22 protein-coding genes and 1 riboswitch are annotated in these 23,425 nt (G+C 40.3%); of the genes, 16 read left to right on the top strand and 6 right to left on the bottom strand.

The features are described from left to right. Positions 1-51: 51 nt before the first annotated feature. The gene (locus N780_RS11360) at positions 52-933 is read right to left on the bottom strand and encodes a mechanosensitive ion channel family protein (RefSeq protein WP_052115029.1); all 882 of its coding nucleotides are present in this window, start codon (positions 931-933) and stop codon (positions 52-54) included. Between the two features lie 144 nt (positions 934-1,077). Between N780_RS11360 and N780_RS20065 the strand changes: the two genes are divergently transcribed. The 5 genes from N780_RS20065 (at position 1,078) to pdaA (ending at position 5,315) form a co-directional block, all read left to right on the top strand. Continuing rightward, positions 1,078-1,224 (top strand): SE1561 family protein, encoded by a 147-nt coding sequence (locus tag N780_RS20065; RefSeq protein ID WP_188655004.1) that lies wholly within the window; start codon positions 1,078-1,080, stop codon positions 1,222-1,224. Positions 1,225-1,581: 357 nt separating this feature from the next. Continuing rightward, positions 1,582-2,673 (top strand): AimR family lysis-lysogeny pheromone receptor, encoded by a 1,092-nt coding sequence (locus tag N780_RS11355; RefSeq protein ID WP_036783974.1) that lies wholly within the window; start codon positions 1,582-1,584, stop codon positions 2,671-2,673. Continuing rightward, positions 2,645-2,815, top strand: a complete 171-nt coding sequence (locus N780_RS19875) for a hypothetical protein (protein WP_156969162.1) — start codon at positions 2,645-2,647, stop codon at positions 2,813-2,815. Before N780_RS11355 ends, N780_RS19875 begins: the two co-directional genes overlap by 29 nt. A 173-nt stretch (positions 2,816-2,988) precedes the next feature. Continuing rightward, on the top strand, positions 2,989-4,308 hold the full coding sequence (locus N780_RS11350; RefSeq protein ID WP_036783972.1) for a Na+/H+ antiporter family protein: 1,320 nt from the start codon (positions 2,989-2,991) through the stop codon (positions 4,306-4,308). Positions 4,309-4,544: 236 nt separating this feature from the next. After that, positions 4,545-5,315: a delta-lactam-biosynthetic de-N-acetylase gene (pdaA, locus tag N780_RS11345; RefSeq protein WP_036784293.1), complete on the top strand. Its 771-nt coding sequence runs from the start codon at positions 4,545-4,547 to the stop codon at positions 5,313-5,315. Positions 5,316-5,347: 32 nt separating this feature from the next. Here pdaA and N780_RS19255 read toward each other — a convergent pair whose 3' ends face one another. Together N780_RS19255 and N780_RS11335 are read right to left on the bottom strand one after the other, a co-directional pair. Beyond that, on the bottom strand, positions 5,348-5,971 hold the full coding sequence (locus tag N780_RS19255) for a class I SAM-dependent methyltransferase (RefSeq protein ID WP_052115028.1): 624 nt from the start codon (positions 5,969-5,971) through the stop codon (positions 5,348-5,350). Positions 5,972-5,983: 12 nt separating this feature from the next. Continuing rightward, positions 5,984-6,385 carry a VOC family protein gene (locus N780_RS11335; RefSeq protein WP_036783970.1) on the bottom strand — a complete coding sequence of 134 codons (402 nt, stop codon included), beginning with the start codon at positions 6,383-6,385 and terminating at the stop codon, positions 5,984-5,986. Between the two features lie 150 nt (positions 6,386-6,535). Between N780_RS11335 and N780_RS11330 the strand changes: the two genes are divergently transcribed. The 10 genes from N780_RS11330 (at position 6,536) to mbcS (ending at position 18,546) form a co-directional block, all read left to right on the top strand. Beyond that, a complete protein-coding gene (locus N780_RS11330) occupies positions 6,536-7,420 on the top strand; it encodes a DNA-3-methyladenine glycosylase family protein (protein ID WP_036783968.1) in 885 nt (294 codons plus the stop codon). Positions 7,421-7,569: 149 nt separating this feature from the next. After that, entirely contained in the window at positions 7,570-9,009 is a 1,440-nt protein-coding gene (locus N780_RS11325) for a glycogen synthase (RefSeq protein WP_036783966.1), read from the top strand. Next, positions 9,009-11,432, top strand: a complete 2,424-nt coding sequence (locus N780_RS11320; protein ID WP_036783964.1) for a glycogen/starch/alpha-glucan phosphorylase — start codon at positions 9,009-9,011, stop codon at positions 11,430-11,432. The genes N780_RS11325 and N780_RS11320 overlap by 1 nt, the downstream gene beginning before the upstream one ends. Before the next feature lie 232 nt (positions 11,433-11,664). Next, the gene (locus N780_RS11315) at positions 11,665-12,045 is read left to right on the top strand and encodes a hypothetical protein (RefSeq protein ID WP_036783962.1); all 381 of its coding nucleotides are present in this window, start codon (positions 11,665-11,667) and stop codon (positions 12,043-12,045) included. Between the two features lie 62 nt (positions 12,046-12,107). Then, positions 12,108-12,548, top strand: coding sequence for an SRPBCC family protein (locus tag N780_RS11310; RefSeq protein WP_036783959.1), 441 nt, complete (start codon positions 12,108-12,110; stop codon positions 12,546-12,548). Between the two features lie 335 nt (positions 12,549-12,883). After that, entirely contained in the window at positions 12,884-13,732 is an 849-nt protein-coding gene (locus N780_RS11305; RefSeq protein ID WP_036783957.1) for a YitT family protein, read from the top strand. 61 nt (positions 13,733-13,793) lie between these two features. Then, on the top strand, positions 13,794-14,483 hold the full coding sequence (locus N780_RS11300; RefSeq protein WP_052115027.1) for a GntR family transcriptional regulator: 690 nt from the start codon (positions 13,794-13,796) through the stop codon (positions 14,481-14,483). A 290-nt stretch (positions 14,484-14,773) separates the two neighbouring features. Continuing rightward, the gene (locus N780_RS11295; RefSeq protein WP_036783955.1) at positions 14,774-15,409 is read left to right on the top strand and encodes a YczE/YyaS/YitT family protein; all 636 of its coding nucleotides are present in this window, start codon (positions 14,774-14,776) and stop codon (positions 15,407-15,409) included. Positions 15,410-15,696: 287 nt separating this feature from the next. Beyond that, positions 15,697-16,335, top strand: coding sequence for a YczE/YyaS/YitT family protein (locus N780_RS11290; RefSeq protein ID WP_036783952.1), 639 nt, complete (start codon positions 15,697-15,699; stop codon positions 16,333-16,335). A 627-nt stretch (positions 16,336-16,962) separates the two neighbouring features. Continuing rightward, complete coding sequence (gene mbcS / locus N780_RS11285; RefSeq protein WP_036783949.1) at positions 16,963-18,546, top strand: acyl-CoA synthetase MbcS; 1,584 nt, start codon at positions 16,963-16,965, stop codon at positions 18,544-18,546. 57 nt (positions 18,547-18,603) lie between these two features. Here the strand turns inward: mbcS and N780_RS11280 are convergent, their stop codons facing one another. Further along, the gene (locus N780_RS11280; RefSeq protein ID WP_036783947.1) at positions 18,604-19,152 is read right to left on the bottom strand and encodes a GNAT family N-acetyltransferase; all 549 of its coding nucleotides are present in this window, start codon (positions 19,150-19,152) and stop codon (positions 18,604-18,606) included. Between the two features lie 257 nt (positions 19,153-19,409). Between N780_RS11280 and N780_RS11275 the strand changes: the two genes are divergently transcribed. Further along, positions 19,410-20,468 carry a class I SAM-dependent methyltransferase gene (locus N780_RS11275; RefSeq protein ID WP_052115026.1) on the top strand — a complete coding sequence of 353 codons (1,059 nt, stop codon included), beginning with the start codon at positions 19,410-19,412 and terminating at the stop codon, positions 20,466-20,468. A 341-nt stretch (positions 20,469-20,809) separates the two neighbouring features. Here N780_RS11275 and N780_RS11270 read toward each other — a convergent pair whose 3' ends face one another. Together N780_RS11270 and N780_RS11265 are read right to left on the bottom strand one after the other, a co-directional pair. Beyond that, entirely contained in the window at positions 20,810-21,316 is a 507-nt protein-coding gene (locus tag N780_RS11270; RefSeq protein ID WP_036783945.1) for a cupin domain-containing protein, read from the bottom strand. Positions 21,317-21,461: 145 nt separating this feature from the next. After that, the gene (locus N780_RS11265) at positions 21,462-22,304 is read right to left on the bottom strand and encodes an STAS domain-containing protein (RefSeq protein ID WP_036783943.1); all 843 of its coding nucleotides are present in this window, start codon (positions 22,302-22,304) and stop codon (positions 21,462-21,464) included. Between the two features lie 1,008 nt (positions 22,305-23,312). Continuing rightward, positions 23,313-23,357: riboswitch (PreQ1 riboswitch) on the top strand. Positions 23,358-23,425: the final 68 nt, after the last annotated feature.

Below are 23,425 nucleotides of genomic sequence, written 5' to 3'. Positions count from 1 at the left end.
GGTCCTTTACAGCAATAAAGAATGCCTGTCCCTTTATAGAGGGCAGGCATTTTATTGGTTCTGTTCATTTGATGTCGGAGATGGAAGGTCAATATGTTGTAGTGACATCTGAACGCCAGAGTCAAACAGCTTTTCAGCGATCATTCTCCTGGCTTCTTTCGCAGCAGTCCAGTACACAAGGTCTTCGGTTAATCCAACAATGGTGTATTCATATCCTCTGTGATCTTTGTTTAAGGAGGTCATGCCGTACACCTGGAATGGTTGAATCGGCGTCTTTGTTAAGTCTTTCTTAAGGTATTGATCAAGTTCTTCATTAAGCTGTTCACAAGTTTCTTCTAAAAGTGTGAATATACGCTTTGGGTCCTCAGTGAAGCTAACTGTAATAGCCTCAATCACGCGCATATGATCAATATTATAGTTTTGGATCGAAGTTACTTGTCCATTACTAATGGTTAGTAGCTTCCCGCTCCACTGCCGTACTTTAAGGAAGCGTAGCCCAATATCTTCAACAGTCCCGATGAACTTGTCGTTAATCGAGACAAAATCGCCTTTATGTAACTGCTTCTCATAAATAAAGAAGATCCCAGATAAGATGTCTCGAATAAGACTTTGGGCACCGAAGCCAAGAATAATACCGATGACCCCTGCCCCGGCAAGGATGCTTCCGACTTCTACGCCATAGACAGAAAGAATATAAATAATAATTCCGATTGTAGCTGTGTAGGAAACAATGGAGTTAATCATTGATTCAAGCGTCTTTTCTTTTCGTTCTTCTATGAAAGAAGTTCGATAAAAGAAAGATCGAATCGAACGTCTGATGAACCGGATTCCTATAAAAACGACAAGAATCGCAACTATGACTTGAACGATTTTATATTCAAATATTTGAATAAAAACTCCGTACCAGTCTTGCAATTTGTTTATCCATTCCATATCGACACCTCCGTCGTGCTGTATGTTGGCTATATTATAGCATGAACGGAAGTGCGACTCTATAAACACTAGGCGCCATTAGACAAATTACGACTTTTCTAATAGGATAGAGCTACATGACTTCAATCAAAAAGGAGCACATCCATGAGTAACGAAGCTAAAATTGATGAACTGAAATTACGTCTAAATACGTTTATGACGAAAGTTGACGAGTTAGACCCAGAGAAAACATCTGTCGAAGATGTGGATCGTTTAATTAAAATGCTTGAAGATTTAGAAGAACGCTTTTAATGAAAAGACACCTTTACGGGTGTCTTTTTTTATATCTATATAGGTAATCACAAGTAAGAGAAATGAGTCGAACGGTAAATACGGGTTGGGGTTTATAAATCGATCTGACAACTTTTATAGGAGTTTACTTTTTGTTTTAACTTTTCTATAAATTCTTCATTTTTAAACATTTAGAATGGTAAAACTTCCATTTTTATATTAAGATGATAACTAAGATAGTCACAGAGAATCATTGACAATGCAGAAATGTGAAAAAGGACACCTTAGAAAAGAACCTCAGAAAGCACCAAGAATTCTGGCATCTTACTAAAAAACGATCAGATGTGAATTCAATCTTCTATATAAGGGGATTAGCATATGCGAAATGAAGAAACTGGTCCAATCTGTTCTTCTGAGCAATTAGAGTCGGTTCGACAGTTAGTAGGCCCCGATGAGCCTGCGCTGTTTACCGTGTTGCAACAGTTAACGAAGGAATATGATGAGAAAACTACTTTGCATTTAGCTAAAGAGTTTTGTTTTATGTGCCATTCTTATGAAAGTAAAAGAGTAGGGATGGAATTTCTTTATATGAATGGGTTTGATGAAGACTTACAAAAGCTTATAGAAATAAATTGCTCTTCAAATGATGAAACTAGTCAGGAATGGGGCTACGTTTATCAACATGTATTAAATCGTAGATTGTATAAGCTAGACTACCAAAAAAACATCCTTGAATTTCTTAACGAATATAAAACTGAAGACTTAAATCTACAAGCGTTAAAGTTATTTTTGAGAATCTATAGCCATTGTGACATTCAAGACTTTAAAAAAATAGAAGACTATCATGATGAATTAACCGCTAGTTTGTTACACATTGATAATACATTATTAAGGATTTACTTTCAGATGCGGGAAAATGAGTTAATGTTTCACTACCATTGGAAACGAAATGAATTGGAGATTGCCAGAACATATGCTTTTAACATTTTGGATAATACATTATCTAATTATGAGAAAAAATGCTACACCTTGCTTTGCTTGTCTCAGACTTATATTTTTGAAGGATATGACAAATCTAAGGAATATGCTGATCGGGCATTACGTATCTCTAAAGAACATAACCTCACATATATGAGACAAGCTATAGAGAAGCAAGTAATTCCTTTCATTTCTGCTTCTAACGGAATATATAAAGGTGTAGAAACTACTGAACCTTCAGAGGTTGCTCACTTAGCCATAGCAGCAGGTAATTTAGACAAAGCTATAGAAATTTTGTCAAACTTTGAATACTTAACACCTTTTCAGGAATATTACTTGGGTTTAGCTAAAAATGATAAAAACTTATTATATAACTCATATAAGAGGCTAAAAGAAGAATATCAAGATGTCTTCTTTGCAAACTTACCACTTAAGGAACTGAAGAAAAGGGGGTGGGATAAAAATGAGGAAGAAGTTAATTATGTTAATTAGTGCTCTGGTTTTAGCTCTTGCCGTAAATTTTGGTGGGGCTGGAGTTGAAGAGTTCCAAACCAAAGAAGATCTTCTTACTAGCGATAGTCACTTAGAGATGCAACAGTTAATGTATGACCCACACGTTGTTGGAATAGGTTAATCATAAAAAAATGCCCAGCTGGGCATTTTTTTTGTACAAATATTCCACCTCCCTTTTTTAATCAAGAGGGTTGATTTTTTTACGTTAGTCCTTTACCATGTTAAATTGTTAACGAACTAATACAATAACGTAAAAATACAAATTTCTTGAAGACTATAGGAGGGTATTAATATATGCTAGCTTGGTCAGTTGTCGTATCTGTGCTTGTTATGACGGTTTTAAGCTTGCTGCGCGTCAACGTTATCATTGCCATATTAGCTGCAGGGCTTACAGGCGGGCTTATGACTGGTGCGAGTTTGACGGATACGCTAGATATGATTATTAACGGTATGGGTGGTCAGGCGCAGGTTGCTCTAAGTTATATATTATTAGGAGCCTTTGCTGTTACGATTGCTTATTCAGGTATTACAGGCATTCTTGTCCAAAATTTATTAAAGGTGATGAAGGGGAAACGAGTAGCGCTTCTATTCGTGATTGCAGGTGTTGCTTCTTTATCCCAGAACGTAATTCCGGTTCATATTGCTTTTATCCCAATTCTTATTCCACCGCTATTAAAGTTGTTTAATGAAATGAAGATCGACCGTCGCGGGGTAGCTACAGCTTTAACATTTGGCTTGAAAGCTCCTTACCTTATGATTCCGGCTGGTTTTGGCCTGATCTTCCATCAGACTATTCAAGACTCTATGAAAGAAAATGGAGTGAGCGTTTCAGTGCCTGAAATTGCTCAATCGATGCTGATTCCTGGTTTAGGAATGGTTGTTGGACTCCTTATTGCGGTCTTGTTTACGTATCGTAAACCACGTGACCCTGAGGAGATTATTCAGGTTGATCCTGAAAAAGCTGAAGTAGCTGCTTCTGACGAAAAAGTAGAAACCTTTGGTCGTAAGCATGCATTAACGATTGTTGCCATTATTGTTGCCCTTGGTATTCAGTGGTATACAGGTAGCATGGTGTTCGGTGCACTTGCTGGACTGGTTTCTATGTTTGCTTTCCGTATTGTACCTTTCAAGAAAGGTGATCAAGTTGTTTCAGAAGGTATTGGCATGATGGGGACGATTGCCTTTGTTATGCTTATTGCCTCTGGATTTGCTAATGTCATTCAGACAACTGGTGCAGTTGACGCCCTTGTTGAACAAACATCTGGTCAACTTGGTGATAATAAGATTATCATTGCGTTCCTTCTCCTTGTTGTTGGTCTTGTGATCACAATGGGGATTGGCTCATCCTTTGGTACAATTCCGATTTTAGCAGCTCTTTATGTACCAATCTGTGTAGCAGTAGGCTTCTCTCCACTTGCTACTGTAGCGCTTATCGGTACAGCAGGAGCCCTTGGCGATGCAGGTTCACCTGCATCTGACAGTACCCTTGGCCCAACATCAGGCTTAAACGCTGATGGTCGTCACAACCACATTTGGGACACCTGTGTTCCGACCTTCTTACACTACAACATCCCATTGTTTGTGTTCGGTTGGGTCGCAGCGATTATCTTATAAATGAATAAATCGATCGTTCCACCAGCCTGCCCCACCACACCGGGGCAGGCTTTTTTATGACTTTAAATCACTAAACGGTGTCAGGCACCCTTCATTTCACTAAAGCACTGCAGGGTGTCAGGCACGCTGCACTGCGTTAGAGTGATGAAGGGTGGGTGATGTATATTTTGGTGGTTGTGATGAAGACTAATGTAAAAAGGTGGTGTGTGCTTGTGAGGATTTGGTTGCTTATTAGTATGGTGGCGGGGTGTTTACTCTATGCGCCAAATGTGAGTGCTCACGGTAGCTATGGGTGGGGGTTCAGTAAGGTGGGGGAAGGACAGCCTCCTGATGTTGGTAAATATGGACCGCTTTTAGAGAAATATGGCGGTTATTATATGGACCATACAGATGAAAAAGTCGTGTACTTAACGTTTGATAATGGATATGAACAAGGGTACACAGGACAGATTTTAGATGTATTAAAGGAGAAAGAAGTTCCGGCAACATTCTTTGTAACGGGGCACTATGTGAATAGCGCATCTGATCTTGTGAAGCGAATGGTTCAAGAAGGTCATATTATTGGTAACCACTCCTGGAATCATCCAGATTTCTCGAGAACCTCTTCTGATAAAATTCAAAAAGAATTAGACAGGGTTGAGGACGCTGTTGCGAAGCTTACAGATCAGGAATCCATGCAATACCTACGCCCTCCTAGAGGAACCTTTAGTGAGAGGAGCCTAGCTGAAACAGAAAAAATGGGCTACATTACAATGTTTTGGTCGTTAGCTTTTGTGGATTGGCACACGGACGGTCAAAAGGGATGGGAATATGCATATAAAAGTGTTGTAAAACAAGTCCATCCAGGGGCCATTATACTGCTTCACACTGTTTCAGAGGATAATGCACTTGCTCTTGAACATATGATCGATGAACTTCGTAAAAGAGGATACACATTTAAGAGTCTTGATGATTTAGTATTGAAAGATCTACTGCCAAATCCACTGCAGTCATTATCTTCGCCATAAGAAATAGCGAGGCCTCGCTTTTAGAGGACTCGCTATTTTTGTAATGTAATGCAGTTGTAGTGCGTCTCGACTTCAACCAAATTAAATTGATTCAACTTCTGGTCGTTTTGGAAAAATGTTTTCTCAGGAAACCATTTGGAAGAAACATCTTCTACAGACCATTGGTTATTAATGTGCCACTTTGTGTCTTCCCATTCCTCGTACCATTCTTCAGGAAAAAAGGGAGCGGTCTCGGTATTTTCATTAGCGGAAAGAACTTTTTCGCTAACTATGAGTAAGGTTCCGTGTTCAGTAAGGACACGGCTTGCTTCACTCAAAACTTTCGGGCGGTCAAATAAATGCCATACCCCAAAGGCTATGACGACATCGAAACTGTCCCTTTCAAAAGGCAAGTGTTCAGCATCGCCTTTACGGTAAGTGATGTTTGGGTTTCTGCTTTTAGCATCAGCGAGTTTCTTAGTAGAACAATCAAGTCCTGTGACGTGCGCTTCGTGATGAAAGAGAGCATTTGTGAAAGCACCATCTCCACAGCCCAGGGCTAATACTTTTCTCCTGCAGACTGTTGTGCCCTGGTCTTCACATTTTTGCAGGAAGTAGTCAAACTTATGTGAGGCTTCATGTTGGGGATCAACCGCCCCAATTTGCTCGGAGCTCATTAGATCAACTCCTTACTGACTGGCATGGTTGGTTGTGCTCATGCATAACCAATGTTCATCTGGGTCTTGAAAATAAAAGATTTTTCCCTTTTCGGCTTCTTCGATCTCTGTAACGGACAGATTCACTTCGTGGAAGAAGTGGTAACAGGCATGAATGTCTGTTGTATAAAAATCTATGACAGGATTATGCTCGATATTCGTGTTGGAATTGGAGAAATGTAAAGGAGAGACCGAATTTGTCTCCGTTAATTTGATTGTCGCTGTTCCTTTTTCTCCAAAGGAAAGGTAGCAGGCATGGTCTTGTTTCTCTACCGTGTGTAGGCCGAGAATTTCAGTATAAAACTCTTGTGACTTATCTAAATTTGAAACGGGGACTTCGATGGTTGCAATTTTTACGATTAATTTATCATCCATGATCTTCACCTCTTCATCTTTGTTTACAAACTATTATTTTCTGTTCCTTTTTTGTAAGTCTGATAAACAACAAAACCATATCAAGTTACATATGGATCGTTTTAGGGTAGCGTAAAAGACATTGAGATTATAGAAAGAGAGGGGCTTGATATGTCGACACGTTACGCTTGGGAGGAACATGTTCATTTAGATACGGTTTATGACTTTGACTACACATTGCTACGTTTTAGTCTCGACCCGTTGAGTAAGTTAAACCGGGAAGAAAGATGGGTGCAAATCCCTGTCCAAATCGGTTCAGAACAGCATGTTGTTGAAGTAGAAGGGACTGGCACAAGAGAAGAACCTGCCTTTGTTATAAAAGGGGATTCCGTAGAGCGGAAAGAAGAGCTGCTTCATCATATACACGACTTATTTCAGTGGGATGTGAATCTTGAAGACGTTCATGAGCATTTTCTCCATACGAACCTTGATCAGTTGTTTAAGGATCATCCTGCCACGCCGATTGTTAAAGATTATCATCCATATGATTGCCTGATGAAAACGATTATTCATCAACAGCTTAATATGAAATTCGCCTACACATTGAGTACGCGCTTTGTTCAGGCATACGGTAATCAAATAGATGGCGTGTGGTTTTATCCAACACCTGAGCGCGTAGCAACAATCCCTTATGAAGAGCTACGTGCTCTGCAATTTAGCCAGCGAAAAGCTGAGTATGTAATCGATACATCTCAAAAGATTGTTGATGGGGAGCTTAACTTGCAAGAACTCACGACATTAGATAACGAAGAAGTTATGAAGAAGCTCACCAAAATTCGTGGGATTGGACCTTGGACGGTAGAGAATTGGCTCTTATTTGGAGCAGGACGAGCTAACTTTTTACCTAAGGCTGATATAGGTATCCAAAATGCTTTAAAGCACTACTTTGGATTTGAATCAAAGCCTAAACAAGATGATATTGAGGCTATGAGTACTGGTTGGAGTCCATATAAAAGTTATGCATCTCTGACTCTTTGGAGAAGTATAGAAGGATGAAGAAGCCTGGTCATGTGAAATGACCAGGCTTTTTTTATTTGATTCAAAGTAACCATGAACGGAAAGTGGGCATGTTTGTTGTTCCTGAGCATACATTTTTCTATATGTCTTTTATCACATATACGATCAATCGAGTGAGGAGATGAAAAATGAACGTACTCCATATCGCTTCAGAATGTGTGCCCTTTTGTAAAACGAAAGGTTTAGCTGATGTACTAGGTTCCTTGCCAAGGGCTCTTCAGGAACAAGATGTTAACCTCAGCGTTATACTACCTTTATATAAAGCGATTCCTTCTCATTTTCGAGCGTTGATGACAACTAAAACAGTATGTTCGTTGCAGTTGGGTTGGAGAGAGAAGGTTTGTTATTTGAGAGAAGCAGAGTTTGATGGACTGAGATATTATTTTATAGAACAAAACGAGTACTTTGGGAAAGAGGAGATCTATGGTGCCCCTCAATCCTTTCATGAAGCGGAGCGCTTTGCTTTTTTCTGTAAAGCCGTTCTAGAAGTTCTTCCAAAGCTTCGTGATAAGCCAGATGTGTTGCATGCGCATGACTGGCAAACAGCATTCATTCCTTATTTGTTAAAAGAAGAGTATATGCATAACACTTATTATGCTTCCATAAAGACCCTATTCACGATCTATCAATTGAATCAACAAGGAGTCTATTCAGCCGGAACCTTTAAGGATCTGCTCAGTATAAATGAAGATACCTGTGAGTACTATGGCAAGGTCAATCTGATGAAAGGAGCTCTGATACATGCGGATTTACTTACAACAGTAAGTAAAACTTTTGCTGATGAAATTCTCACTCCCGATTACGGCGAAGGTCTTGATGGTGTGTTACGTGAACAACAATCTAAACTTGTAGGAATCTTTAATGGGATAGATCTATCTGTTTATGACCCCTATACAGATCCTTCACTCGTCTGTCACCCCCCACTGAAAGAGTGGAAGGCTATGAATAAAAGGGCTCTTCAACAACACCTTTCATTGGCGGTAAGAGAAGTTCCTCTTCTTATTATGGTTTCTACAGCTGCATATTCAAGGGGAATAGAAATCCTCTTACCTGTCTTAGAAGAATTATTAGATGAAGAAGTACAAGTTCTGATCATAGGAAGAGAAAGTGAGGGCTTTGAGCACCGTTTGAAAGAATGGCAGAACGTGTATAAAGAAAAGCTTTTCGTTCATAGTGGGTGGGACGAAGAGTTGGTTAGGCAGGCGTACGCTGCGGCGGATCTATCGTTAATCCCTTCTCAATGTGAACCAGGAGGGGAAAGGGCGTCTATGGCTTTTCAATATGAGGTGGTCCCTGTGGTGAGAGAAACAGGTGGGCTGAGGGATACCGTTAAGAGCTTTAATGAATTTACAGGAGAAGGAAACGGATTTAGTTTTGCCCCTTATCAAGCTCACGACTTGCTTTTCACCGTGCGGCGAGCCCTTCACTTTTATAGAGATCCGTTACTTTGGTGGCGTATTGTGCAAAATATTAAATCTGAAGACCATGGCTGGAATGAACCATCTAAATCGTACGTAAATTTATATAAAACGCTTCTTTCATACACTGATCAGGAGGTGCGGTTATAATGTTTCGAAACGTAGATGCTTTTAAAGAGGCTTACCTAGAAAGGCTAGTGAATATGCATGGGAAAGGTGTGGAGGAAACGACTCCATCAGACCAGTATGCAACGCTTGGAGCAATGGTTAGGGAATATGTTAGTCGAAATTGGATTACCACGAATAATCAGTACCGGGATAAGGGTGAAAAACAAGTATATTATCTGTCTATGGAGTTTCTGTTAGGGAAGTTATTGAAGAGTAATTTGATGAACTTAGGAATCCGTGAATTGTGCGAGCAAGGACTGGACGAATTGGGGATTGATTTGGACAGGATCGAAGAGCAAGAGCCTGATGCTGGTCTTGGAAATGGTGGATTAGGGCGTCTTGCAGCTGACTTCCTTGATTCAATGGCTTCTCTTCGACTTCCTGGGCATGGGTGCGGAATTCGCTACAAGTACGGATTATTTGAGCAGAAGATCATAGATGGGTATCAGGTAGAGATCCCTGATTATTGGCTGAGGGAAGGGAATGTGTGGGAGCTTAGGAAATCGGATAAAGCTGTTGAAGTCCGATTCGGGGGACGGGTAACGTCTTATGAAAAGGATGATCAACTAACGTTTGTGCACGAAGATTATGAACCCGTGTTGGCTGTTCCATATGATATGCCGATTGTCGGGTATCAGAATCAAACGGTGAATTCTCTCCGCTTGTGGAGTGCGGAGTCTGCTATTAAGGATTTTGATTTCAATCAAATGAATGACCACAATTACCACCGTCTTATTGAATATAAAAAAGCGACTGAAGCCATTTCGGAATTCCTGTACCCCGATGATTCGACAGAAGAGGGGAAGCGGCTTCGGTTAAAGCAACAATACTTTCTTGTATCAGCGAACCTTCAAAGTATCTTGTGTCGTTTTAAAAGAATGAACAACGATTTGTCAGAGCTCCCGAATAAAGTGGCGATTCATACGAATGATACTCACCCAGTCCTTGCTATTCCTGAGTTGATGCGCCTGTTAATGGATCAAGAAGGGTTAGGTTGGGATGAGGCATGGTCGATTACGAAGAAGACGATTTCCTACACCAATCATACACTTATGGCAGAGGCGTTAGAGCGATGGTCCGTTGATCTAATGCAAACGCTTCTTCCGAGAATTTATATGATTATAGATGAGATTAATGAGCGCTTTTGTAAGACCTTGTGGGAAACGTATCCTGGTCAATGGGAGAAGATTCGCCACATGGCGATTATTGCTGATGGGTATGTGAATATGGCCAATTTAGCTGTTGTAGGAAGCTATAGCGTAAATGGTGTTTCAAAGCTTCATAGCACCATTCTTAAGAAGGAATTGATGAAGCCTTTTTACGAATGGGAACCTCATAAGTTTAATAACAAGACAAATGGCATCACTCACAGGCGTTGGCTAATGTATGCGAACCCTGACCTAACATCAGTCATTACAGAAGCGATTGGCTCAACGTGGTTAAAGAACCCTAGTGACCTGATGAATTTGCAATCTTTAACCAATGATCCATCACTTCAACAAGCCAGCGCTTACGTGAAACGTCACAATAAAGAGAGGCTATCCAATCATATTGCAGATCAATACGGAATCTCTGTGGACCCTGACTCGATATTTGATGTCCAAATTAAACGTATGCACGCTTACAAACGTCAGCTTTTGAATGTATTTCATATTATGGATCTTTATCGCAGGATAAAGGAAAACCCAAAGAGCAGAATTACGCCGCGCACGTTCATATTTGGTGGTAAAGCCGCCCCGAGCTATCATTTAGCCAAAAGTGTTGTAAAGCTGATTCATACAATTGCGGATGTCATCAACAACGATAAATCAATTAATGACCAGATTAAAGTTGTTTTTATCCGGAACTATGGGGTCTCAGATTCAGAACGAATCATCCCGGCTTCAGACATTAGTGAACAAATTTCAACGGCAAGTAAAGAAGCATCAGGGACAGGAAATATGAAATTTATGATGAACGGTGCTGTTACAATCGGTACACATGATGGGGCTAATATTGAAATCGCTGAAGCAGTTGGGGAGGAGAATATCTTCTTATTTGGCCTTAAGCCGAATGAAGTTCTTTCCTATTATGAGAATGGTGGTTATCATGCCCGCGAAATGTATAATCAAGATCCAAGGTTGAAGCAAATTTTAGACCAGCTGATGAATGGAACATTTGTAAAAGAAGACGTAGATTTTAAGTCCATTTATTATAGCTTAATTGATCACGATGAATTCTTCGTGCTGAAGGACTTCTCTGCCTATATTGATACCCAGCAGCGCATTGCCAAAGCGTATGCGGATCAAAAGGAATGGAGGCGCATGAGTTTACACAACATCGCACATTCCGGCAAGTTCTCAAGTGATCGGACCATTCATGAGTATGCAAGTGGGATCTGGCAGCTTGAACCGGTGTTTATCTAATAGGCAATTTGTTCAAAGGGTGGCGCTACGCGTCATCCTTTTTGCCTCTTACTTTCGTAAAAAGACTTCTATTTCGTGAAAATTTATACGGAATATCTGTATTTATATATCTAGTATTTCTTTTTCTACCACACTACATACTTGTAAAATGAATCATTCTTTTGGACTAGTATTAAAGAAAGAGATTGAGATATAATAGAGAAAAGGCTTTATTTTAGGAGGGGAAGAAACCATGGAAAGAGCGAAACGCTTTGTTGTCGTGCAAACCCCTGATTGCTTTTTTATATTGTCTAGTTATGATTACCAAAGTTTTCAAAAAGTATGGGGCTACGTTGATGTTGTAGGAGGTTTTCCTACGCAGAAGCAAGCCAGGAAGTATGTACAAAATCGGTTGCGGCAAGGGAAAATTCAGCTTGATACAGAAGGTTATGCTGTGTATCGGGATGATAGAGGGAATTTAAAGTATATAGAGTTGAAAGCGGTCCAGGATTTAAGAGAGCGTTTCGGCTGGTTCCCGATTGAGGGGAAATTCTTATCTGAAAAGGAAGCGCTTTCATATATTATCCATGCACAAACATCCATGGACCCACCTTGTTTACCGCATACTTCATAGATTTAATCTCGCCCCGTTTGATATACTAGCTTAATAAGAACGTTAAGGGGAGGAGACTGGAAATGAGTGCATTTACAGACAAAATTGTAATCGCAAAACCTTGTGAAGAGGTTTTTGCATTTACAACTAATATAGAACATTTTAAAGACGTAATGCCTAATGTAGTACAAATGGAATCAATTACGGATGGTGCATTTGGAGTCGGGACAAAGTTGAAAGAAACACGAGAGATCAAGGGGAGGCAAGGTACCTCTACAATTGAGGTGATTGAATATGTGCCAAATGAGCGCTATTCTGTACGAAGCGCGCTTGAAGGGTTAGAAACAATCTATCGTTATTCCTTCCATGAAGAAGAGAATCAGACCAGACTTGAGCTTGAGTGCGAACTGAAGACTTCTGCATTGAAGATGAAGATGATTAAACCGATTTTTAAGAGAACCCTTCAGCGAGAAGACAAAGAGCATTTGGAGCTAATCAAGAAGGCTTTGGAGGAAGGCGAGTAGGACCCTTTTGTTTGAATAGGTATTACATTTTAAAAGTAGCTACGCTTAGAGTTTTTAACTCTAAGCGTTTTAATTTGTCTTAGCAATGTAATAGCTTATAAATTGCAAATACATAGAGTAGATTGAAAAGTATTAACTTCTTTATAATTGTTAGAAAATTTGTTTAAGTAAACGCTTTCCGAAGGCTCCGTATCAAGGTTTCAGCGCTTGTGTGGATTTTTTGTAAAAAGTTAAATTCAGCTGTTTACACGGTCTTCTATGAGTCTTATAATTTCAGATTGTACTACAATTTTGATCGACAATACGAAAACAATTTGAAGAAAAGGAAGATGCGTATGTTCAAAAAGGTTCTTTCCTTTTTAATCATTAATCTGGGTGTATTTTGTTTAGCGGTAAACGTTCACTTTTTCCTATCTCCAAACAACCTGGCAACAGGCGGAGTAAGTGGTCTTTCTATCGTTCTTCATAATATCTATCCGGACATTTCATTGGGACTTGTTATGTTAATCTTGAACGTGCTTTGTTTCATACTAGGCTTTATCTTTATCGGATTTAACTTTGGAGCGAAAACCATTTATACAAGCTTTGCGGTTTCGTTCATGGTTTGGGCACTTGAGCGATTTGCTCCCCTTAGCCAACCGTTATCCGATGATATTCTAATCCAACTAATTATCGGCCAAATGATAGCTGCTGCTGGTATTGCTATGGTCTTTCACCAGGGAGCATCTACGGGAGGAACCGATATTATTGCTATGATTATTAATAAATTCTTCTCCCTAGAACTTGGTAAGGCTGTCTTGCTTTCGGATATTGCTATTGCAACATCATCCATATTCTTATTCGGTCCACAAATCGGACTATATGCCTTCTTTGGTGTTATTCTGAATGGAATTGTGATTGATTACGCACTGCAGCAATTTGATAATAACAAAGAGATTGTCATTATCAGTCGTGAAAGTGAACGAGTTCAACACTTTATCGTCAATGAACTTGGAAAAGGGGCAACGATTCATACTGCTAAAGGTGCCTTTACCCAGGATTCTAAAGAAGTTATTACAACGATTCTGAAACGTAAGGATTATACGCGTCTTAAGAAATATATTGCTGAAATTGACCATACAGCATTTATTACCGTTCATTCGATGAATGAAATCATCGGAGAGAACTTTAAACGTTTGGCCTAAAAGTAGATGGTAAATAAACTTGTCAAAATAGAACTTGTTTATAAAGGATGAATTGTTCACCATGAGTGAGAAAAAATCAATGATTGATCGCGTTCATCAATCCCTTAAAGAAGCGATTCTTTATAGGAAGATTGCTCCTGGAACGCAACTAGTTGAGAAGACGATTGCTGAGCAGCTTAGTGTTTCTAGAACGCCCATTCGACACGCAATGATTCGTTTAGAGCAAGAAGGACTCGTCACGATTGTTCCAAATAGAGGAGCCTTTGTTGTTCAACCTACAGTAGAAGAAATCAGACAAGCGTTTGTCATGAGAAAGGAACTAGAGAGTACTGCAGCTCGCTTAGCAATTGATGAGATAACAGACGAGGACCTAGAAGTCATGAGAGAGCTGGTTTCTAGCGAAAAAGAAACGTATGAAAGCGCCGATATACTAAGATATATTCACGTCAATAAATCCTTTCATATGTATCTAGCTCAGAAGACTGGGAATACGTTTTTGCAAGACTATATGGAGCGAATATTGGATCAGATGAATGTCTATCTAGTATTATATGATGTCTTCTACGATGCTGACTCATCGATGGAAGGAAGTACACGCTTCGTTGAGCATGAGCATATCATTGAAGCTCTTAGTAACCGGAATCTTGATCAATTGATGCATTTAATCGAGCGTCATATGCAAGTTAGTTTAGAATCAATGAATTTAGATAAAACCACATATCGTTCGCTAGAGAACGTCCTCAAAGACTGATTTGTTGAATGGTGAGCCATTTCGCAATCAGTCTTTTTTATGAAGTGTTGTTCCATATATGCCTCCTTATATGGAAGTCTCTAATCCTCGGCTAAATAATTTAATAGAATCAATATAAAAGCACCTAAAAAGATAACGATTTCAATTCCCTTTCAAGTAGAAATTTAAACCTAAAATGGTAAAAAATATTGTTATAAGTGTTGACTCTAAAAGTGGTAGATTTTACAATTATCAATGGTTTAAAAATAAAGCTCATCTTAGCCAATGGAACTAAGAAAGGGGACGCTTTGTTGACTTATAGAATAACGGTTTATTTGTTAGGAATGTTTGTAAACTTCTTCGGTGTAGCCTTAATTGTAAATGCGGCATTAGGAGCAGGGTTCTGGGCATCATTCTTTATCGGTCTGTCTGACTTATTTGGATTGACAGTCGGAACATGGACAGGGATCTTTCAGTTTTTAATTATCTTTTTAAATGCCTGGCTCATTAAACAAGCTCCAGAATATAAAGCAGTTATTCCAGTAGTGTTAGAAAGCTTAATATTAGATTTTTGGTTAGAGATCGTCTTCTCTCGTATTGATTTCACAACAGCACCGTATGCTGTACAAATCGTTATGTTAATCGCTGGCGTCATCTTTTGTGGCCTTGGTGTTGCGATTTATATCTTACCTGAATTCCCACGTGGGCCAATGAACCAATTGTTCTTGGCGATAGGGAAACGTTTTAATGTAAGTTTAGGCACAGGACAAACCATCGTAGCTGTCATTGTAACGATTAGTGCGTACCTTATTGGAGGACCTGTAGGAATCGGAACATTAGCGAATATGTTCTTCCTCGGACCTGGCATTCAGTTCTGGTATACGCACGCATACCCTATGTATTACCGACTACACCCAGCATATCAAGACGAACTTGAATTAGTATAAATAGATAAAAGAAACCTGAACGTATACTTCTCTGGAGGATTTAGAGGGGATGGCGGTTCAGGTTTCTTTTTTTGAAATGATCGGTTATTATTACTGTTTTTATGTAAGTGTGAATCAGTGAATACGATATCATTTTTGAGTGTAATAAAATTGTTAAAAAACGTTATTGAATAACTGGATTACACGTGTTGACCACCTCGTATAAGCGGGTGTAGAATGTTTTCAGGATTTTTCAATTGGCCCTACAGCTTAGCGAATAATTACATCAAAGAAAGGAGGAAATCGTCATGACTTATAGAGTAACGGTTTACCTTCTTGGAATGTTTGTGAATTTCTTTGGTGTAGCATTAATTATTAATGCCACACTTGGAGCGGGATTCTGGACATCGTTTTTTATTGGTATGTCCGACCTATTTGGTCTTACGGTGGGTACTTGGTATGCCATCTTTCAATTTCTCATTATCTTTGTCAATGGATGGCTAATTAAGCAAGCACCTGAATTTAGAGCAGTGATTCCTGTGATCTTGGAAGGTTTTATTTTGGATTTTTGGTTAGAGATTGTCTTTGGACATTTAGACTTTTCAACAGCTCCGTTTCTATTACAAGTTGTTATGCTTATATCAGGTGTCCTCATTACGGGTCTTGGTGTAGCAATCTATATTATTCCTGAGTTCCCAAGAGCACCAGTGGATCAGCTGTTCTTAACTGTAAGCCGCCGCTTTAATCTAAGCTTGCGCATGGGGCAAACGGTCGTAGCTGTTGTTATGGCTACAAGTGCATTTCTTATTGGTGGTCCTGTTGGTCTTGGGACATTAGCTGGTATTCTATTCTTAGGCCCAGCCATACAGTTTTGGTATATGAAAACTTATCCAATGTATTATCGGTTCCATCCGAATTATCAAGATGAGGTTGAACTCATCTCCTAATAAACACGAGGTTCATTCCTTCTATTGTATAGAAGGAATGCCTCGTGCTTTTTTATGTTTTCGATAGACGGGGGAAGGTTTCCGTCAGCTTTAATGGAGCGTTAGGTGGGCCTGGAAATCACTCGCTTTCCGCGGGCGAGCTGCCGAGCTTCCTCGTTCGCTTTCGCTCTCTGCGGGATCTCGTCTAACTCTTTCTTCCGCAGGAGTCTCGCAATTTCCAGGCCCACCTTTGCCAAATGTGAGGAGACGGAAACGCGCTATAAATGGTAGTGAGGGCTTAAGAACAAGGATTGCGTGAGGTCCGTTCACCATCTATTGAAAGGGCTTGCTCGGGGACTGCGAGACTCCCGCGGGAAAAGGAGCCTAGGGGAGACCCCACAGAGAGCGATAGCGAACGAGGAGGCTTCCCAGCTCCCCGCAGGAAAGCGAGTTGTCCCCGAGCAAGCCCAAGCACTTTTACAGCAACGGACCTATTCACCTAAAGTGTCTCAGCTTCGAGTCTTCAGCTATCCTCCCCTTATATAGATTAAGAAAGTGTAGTGCGGGTGGGGAGAATATGCCTCTTCCTAAATTGTTAGAAAATTTGGTATAATGAAGTCGATCAATTTGTTGAGAGGGGATGTCAGGATGAAACGTGAAGATTTAATTGCTCCAGAGCAGTATAATGTCGTGAGTGAAGTAGAGCGGTTTGCGAACGATTCGAACCATACAGCTCTTCACTGGGAAGATGATTCTGGTAATGCTCGTGAGATAACATACCGGAAACTGATAAAACGTGCAAGTAAAATTGGTAACGCTTTCTTAAGGCAGGGACTTAAGAAAGGGGATAAAGTATTAGTCATGGTTCCTCGGCTCATTGAAGCGTATGAAGTTTATCTTGGTGCACTGAAAGCTGGTCTTGTCGTCATTCCGAGTTCAGAAATGCTTCGTGCGAAGGATCTTCAATATCGAATTAAGCATGGGGAAGTTAAGGCTGTAGTCAGTTACTACCCTTATGTGGACCAATTTGCTGAGGTAGATGGAATTGGTCAAGTAACTAAATTTGTTGTAGGACACGAATCGGAAGGGTGGCTTTACTTAGATTATTTAATGGACCAAGAGAATGATTATCTTGAGATCGCTCCTACATCAAGGGATGACATGGCATTTCTATCTTACACATCTGGAACAACAGGGAACCCTAAAGGGGTTGTACATACCCATGGGTGGGGGTTTGCTCACCTGCGGACAGCTGCTTATAAATGGCTGGCTATTGAAGAAGGAGATAAAGTGTGGGCTACAGCGGGTCCTGGCTGGCAAAAGTGGATATGGAGTCCGTTCTTATCTGTTCTGGGCACCGGAGCTACTGGTTTTGTCTACCAAGGTAAATTTGATCCTGAACGCTATCTGACCTTGTTGGATAACCACAAGATCAACGTATTGTGCTGTACTCCAACTGAATATCGATTGATGGCGAAGCAAGATGGCTTAGACCGGTTTGATTTATCACACTTACACAGTGCCGTATCAGCAGGTGAACCATTAAATAGGGAAGTTATTGATATCTTCTTGAACCACTTTAATGTAACGGTGAGGGATGGATATGGCCAAACGGAAAATACGCTGTTAGTTGGTATATTAAAAGGTATGGAAGTTAAACCAGGGTCAATGGGGAAACCGACGCCTGGTAATGAAGTTGCGATTATTGATGAAGAAGGGCGACCATTAGGGGCGGGAGAGATCGGTGATATTGCCGTTCATCTGAATACACCAGCTCTATTTAAAGAATATTATAAAGACCCAGAACGTACGAAGATGTCTTATAGAGGGGATTACTATTTAACTGGGGACCAAGCTAGTATGGATGAAGATGGGTACTTCTGGTTTGAGGGGCGGAGTGATGACATTATCATCAGTTCAGGATATACAATTGGACCTTTTGAGGTAGAGGATGCTCTTGTGAAACATCCATCTGTGCAAGAGTGTGCCGTCGTAGCTAGTCCTGATGAAGTCAGAGGGAACATTGTGAAAGCGTTTGTGGTGTTGAAGCAGAACATTCATGTGGACCAAGACGAGCTTACCCGTGAACTTCAACAACATGTCAAAGATCATACAGCTCCTTATAAATACCCTAGAAAAATTGAGTATCTTGATGAGTTACCAAAGACAACATCAGGAAAAATCCGCCGGGTTGAACTTCGGAATAAAGAAAAACAATCAGAACGCGCATAATACCCTTGCATAAAAAGCTGGTGTACAAGTCTTCAACGACCTCTACACCAGCTTTTCTTATTTCATAAGTTCATACTCTTCTTTTAAGAGACTGTAAACAACATGATCTACATAACGATCGTATAACCACTCACATTGTCTGATCGTTCCTTCTTTTGTGAAGCCTAGGCGCTCAGGGATAGCTTGGCTTTTCTTATTTCTCTTTGCGCAGCGTATTTCTACTCTATTAAATTCACGTGTTTCAAATAGATAATGCAGATAGGTGGAAACGGCTTTTGTAATGATCCCTTTACCCTGGAACTTCTCACCTAGCCAATATCCAATACTCGTGTGTTTATTTTGATGGTCCAATTGATGGACGCCAATCACACCGGCTAGCTCTCCCTTATAATAAATGCCAGTTTCAAACCCCTTGTTATCAGCGAATTTCTTCATGGTTCCTTCAATAAAACGTTTAGTATCTGCTGGTCTTTCTGTTTCATCGATCCAAGGTAACCATTTTCTTAAGTGGATTCGATTCGAATGAACCAATTGAAATAGTCGGTCTACATCTGTTGTATCTAGTAATTTTAAATGAAGTTCTTTGTTAATTTGATAGATAAACATGAATGAATCCTCCTTATTGAAGGTTATTCAATATTTTATCAAAAGATTGTAGGTTACGATACGAAAAGGAAATGGGCGGATAGTTGAGATGTTTCAACTATTTGGGTGAGTGGAATAGATTAACATTACATAATCCTTAGTGGACCGTCTTATTCAAATCGGTATCTTTCCTAAACGAAGCATCTCAGAATCAAAACAGCTTAAATATTTTTTAACGTACGGAAGACTATCCATGGGGGAAAGAGGAGTGATGGGAAATGAATATAATCCAAACCGCCTTAAAGGCGAGAAATTGGATGAAACGGAATGAATCATTCTTACCTACCTGGCATGCCTACGTAGGATATGAGTTAGACTTATTTAAGACTTTCAAGAATCCGAAGACAGTAGATGAAGTTGTAGCAGAAACAGGACTCAGTAAAGAGCTTTTGCAGTGTTGGGTAGATGTGGGGGCTTCCATTAAGCATTTACGAAAACGGACAGGTGGACGGTATCGAACGTCTAAACATCACTGTGGGGAGTTTCTTGAAGATGGATCAAACAGTGTGGGGGCTCTCTTAAAAGAGATGATGGAACTGCACATCCCCACATTACTTGCTTATCCAAAGTACATGAAATCAAACGAACGTGCGGTATTCAATCATGAGAAGTTCGGAGATGTGGTGGCGGAAACGTCTACATTGTTAGAGCACTTCGCCATACGTCGGATTAAGAAGATGATGAAAGAACATAAAGTAGAAACCGTGATTGATTTAGGTTGTGGACACGGAGGCTACTTAAGAAAGCTTGCGAAAGATTTCCCTGAAGTACAAATGCTAGGTGTGGATGTGAATGAACGGGTAGTCGAATCAGCGAGAAAGGCTTCAGCAGGATATGACAATATAGATTATATTGTTGCAGATGCTAGTGATTGGCGTCCTGAAGAGGGTGAAAAAGCTGATTTGATTCTATTGCATAATGTATTTCACTATTTAGACCCAATCGCACGCACGGAACTTTTGAGTAATTTAACGACCTGGTTATCTGATGAAGGTCGCATCTCAGTCATTACACCTGTGAACGAAACAGCTCAGGGGCAGGCATTTTCTACAGCCTTCAATAGTTTCTTTACGGCACACTCTAACTTATATGCGCTCCCTTCCTCTGAGGATATAGAAGAGTTAGCTGACGCTTCAGGTCTTACACTATCAGATTACAACTCTATTATTAAAGAAGGTGGATGGTATGCCTTTTGGTTAATGCCACAAACTGTGTCTGATCCTGAGGTGGAGAGAGAGCCAGAGTCGCGACCTTTGATAGCATCCGGGAAAGTCTGATCTACAATAGTAGGTCAGGCTTTTTTTGTCTCTGTTACTAGTGAATGTTGATTGTTTTCACATAAGCCGCCTTATGTGGAAGGCTCTAAGTTGAGGTATTTAAGCTGGAAAGGACCGTCATGTTTGATGAGTGGTTGGGCTAGCTCGCGGGGGCAACTCGCTTTCCTGCGGGGAGCTGGGAAGCCTCCTCGTTCGCTGTCGCTCACTGTGGGGTCTTCCCTAGTTTTAAAAGTGCAGGTGTGGTGCCTAGGACCTAGCGTGATAAGTCAGCTTCTTAATCATTCACACGAATAAGAAGAGGCTCTCATTTAGTGGGAGCCTCTTCTTATATGTATTGCCTATTATTTGCCCCAATACTCTAAGAACAGAAGATCGTCTCCAAATACGGGATCTGTTGAAGGGAGAGTAACCTCTTTAATGTTTTGTAAGACTTCAGGGCGCTCGTTTGGATTGCCTTTTCGCATATCTTTATACTGGCCTTCTGGATAAGCTCCAACAACAAGGAAATCTCTCGAACCATAAAGCTGTTTGTGTCCTACACCTGCTGGGATAATAAGAACATCACCCGGGGATACTTCTAATTTCCGTCCACTTTGACCACCAAACTGAACTGTGGCTTCACCGCTTAGGACCCCGAGCACCTCGTGGGCAGTGCTATGGTAATGGTGGTGGGGTAAGATTGAGCCAATCCATGTACTGTGCCACCCTTTTTGTAAAAAGATCTCGTCCATCTGATCGATGTATTCGTTTAGTACTCCTGGATAAACCAATAGCGGAAGCGGACTATTTGGGATCTCTCCGTCGTCTTCAAATGAGTAGGTTTGTATCTGATTAGCAAATGCATGCATAAGACTTTCCTCCTATAACCAATTCCTTAGGAAAATACCCTCCTATAGATATAATTAAACCATAAAATATGAAGAAAAAGGAAATCTTTAGTAAAAAAAGACTCAAGTATATGTTTATACTTGAGTCTTTGGAGCCTATCAGAAATCACTTTCCTTGGTGTAAGGATGCTTCTTCAAGTGCATGATAAAGCGTGCTTTTAATAGGCACATTGGAGAAGTTGATTCCGAGTTGGATAGCTACTTGTGCTACTTTTGGATTCATTCCGCATAGGACAGACTTTACTCCTAGAAGATCTAGGGATTGAATAAGTTGATATAAATGATGAGCTACCAGGGTATCGATGTTTTGAACGCCTGACATATCAAGGTAAAGTGTTTCATAAGGATGCTGGTTGCATTGTTCTAACGTATGTTCTTGAATATGTTTCGTGCGCTCAGGATCTAAGTCACCAATAAGAGGAATGATGGCTTCTTTATCTGTAATAGGTATAACGGGTGCGCTTAATTCATTGATAAGCTGTTGTTGAGTATGGATTTGGCGAATGCTTGTTTCGTAATAATGCTTAGAGAATTGATAAATCACATAGTCTTGGGCGTCGTTAAACATTTGGCCGATATCCATTGCCTCTTCGATCCCAATATTATATTCATTGACAAATGTCTTAAGGTGTTGCCAAATCGCTTTCCGGAAATTTGAGAACTGCCCAAGTACTTCATTAATAGGTACCTGCTCTCCCACTCGTTTTTCAGAAATTTGTTGCGCCCAGTCTTTTAGTTCAAGATTTGGATCTGTTTTCTCAGAAATGAAAACATTTGATAGAGATTCGATTAATTGATAATTCTCATTCCTTAGTTGGTCAGTACTAGCATTACTCTTTGTTGAAGAGTAGTAGGAAGTTATATCGTGGTCGCGCATGTTTAGCCATGTTTCTGTAATGTCTGATACGTTATTGTTTATGTATTCATAGAGTTTATGATAAATGTTCATCGTTTACACCTCCGGCTTATTCTTGCTCCTCCCATCATATCTAAGATGAAAGTGTAATGAAATTAATAACTGGTAAATCTACTATAATTCTTTGTTTGGATTATTGAGAAAATAAAAACATCTTGATTTCCAAGTATTTTATGTTGCTGAAAGCATTTTCAACTTGATACATTATAGAAGGTCAAACGCCATTGACCACCTTTTACCCATAAAAAAAGTCGCCAAACGCCCCCCTTTCGTTATTGTCGATTACGTCAGGTTTAAACAATATCCTTTGGCTTATTGAACTCCGTGTCCCACAAATGTTTAACCGGTTTAGATAGAAAGGTTTGGCGGCTTTTTCCCTTTATGCAATTGGAGAATCTTTTCCCCCGTGTGCATTGTAAAAAGACTCCTAAATTGTAAAAACCACTCCCATAAGAGAAAGCTAGCACCTTGGAAACGAGCTGCTAGCTTTCTTTTTTGTATGGACATATTTAATGTTTTGATTTATGTAAGTATTTTTATAGAGTTAGTAAGATGGAGGGGGCGAAGTTTAGTGAATGTTTCCGTTTACGTTTGTGTCGGGTAAGGTGGGCCGGGAATCTACTCGCTTTCCGCGGGCGAGCTGTCGAGCTTCCTCGGGGAAATCGCCCTGCGGGATCTCGTCTAGCTCTTTCTCCCGCAGGAGTCTCGCAGTTTCCCGGCCCACCTTTGCCAAGTATTGAGGAACGGAAACATGCTATTTCTTGGAGGGGGAGAGAGGGTCCTTTCAACTACCTATGTCAGGGGTTGTTGGGGGACAGCGAGACTCCCGCGGGAAGAGGAGCCTAGGGGAGACCCCGCAGAGAGCGTAGCGAACGAGGAGGCTTCCCAGCTCCCCGCAGGAAAGCGAGTTGTCCCCCAACAAGCCCAAGCACCTTTTCCCGTAAAGGACCAATCCAATTTTGTCTCAGTATCTTACGTTTTAATGCGGTCTATGTTACAATCAAGTAGACAAAAAATTGAATGAAAATCTGCATGGTTGATGCAGGAGAGGTTCTAGCTACACCCTCTATAAAAAACTAAGGATCGAACTGTACCTTCGCCTTAGGTATGGTTTTTTTATTTAGTTCGAATTGATGTACGGGTGTGTAGAATTC

The sequence above is a fragment of the Pontibacillus chungwhensis BH030062 genome, from assembly GCF_000770675.1.
GTDB lineage: Bacteria > Bacillota > Bacilli > Bacillales > BH030062 > Pontibacillus > Pontibacillus chungwhensis.
This window is presented reverse-complemented; position numbering and strand designations above follow the sequence as displayed.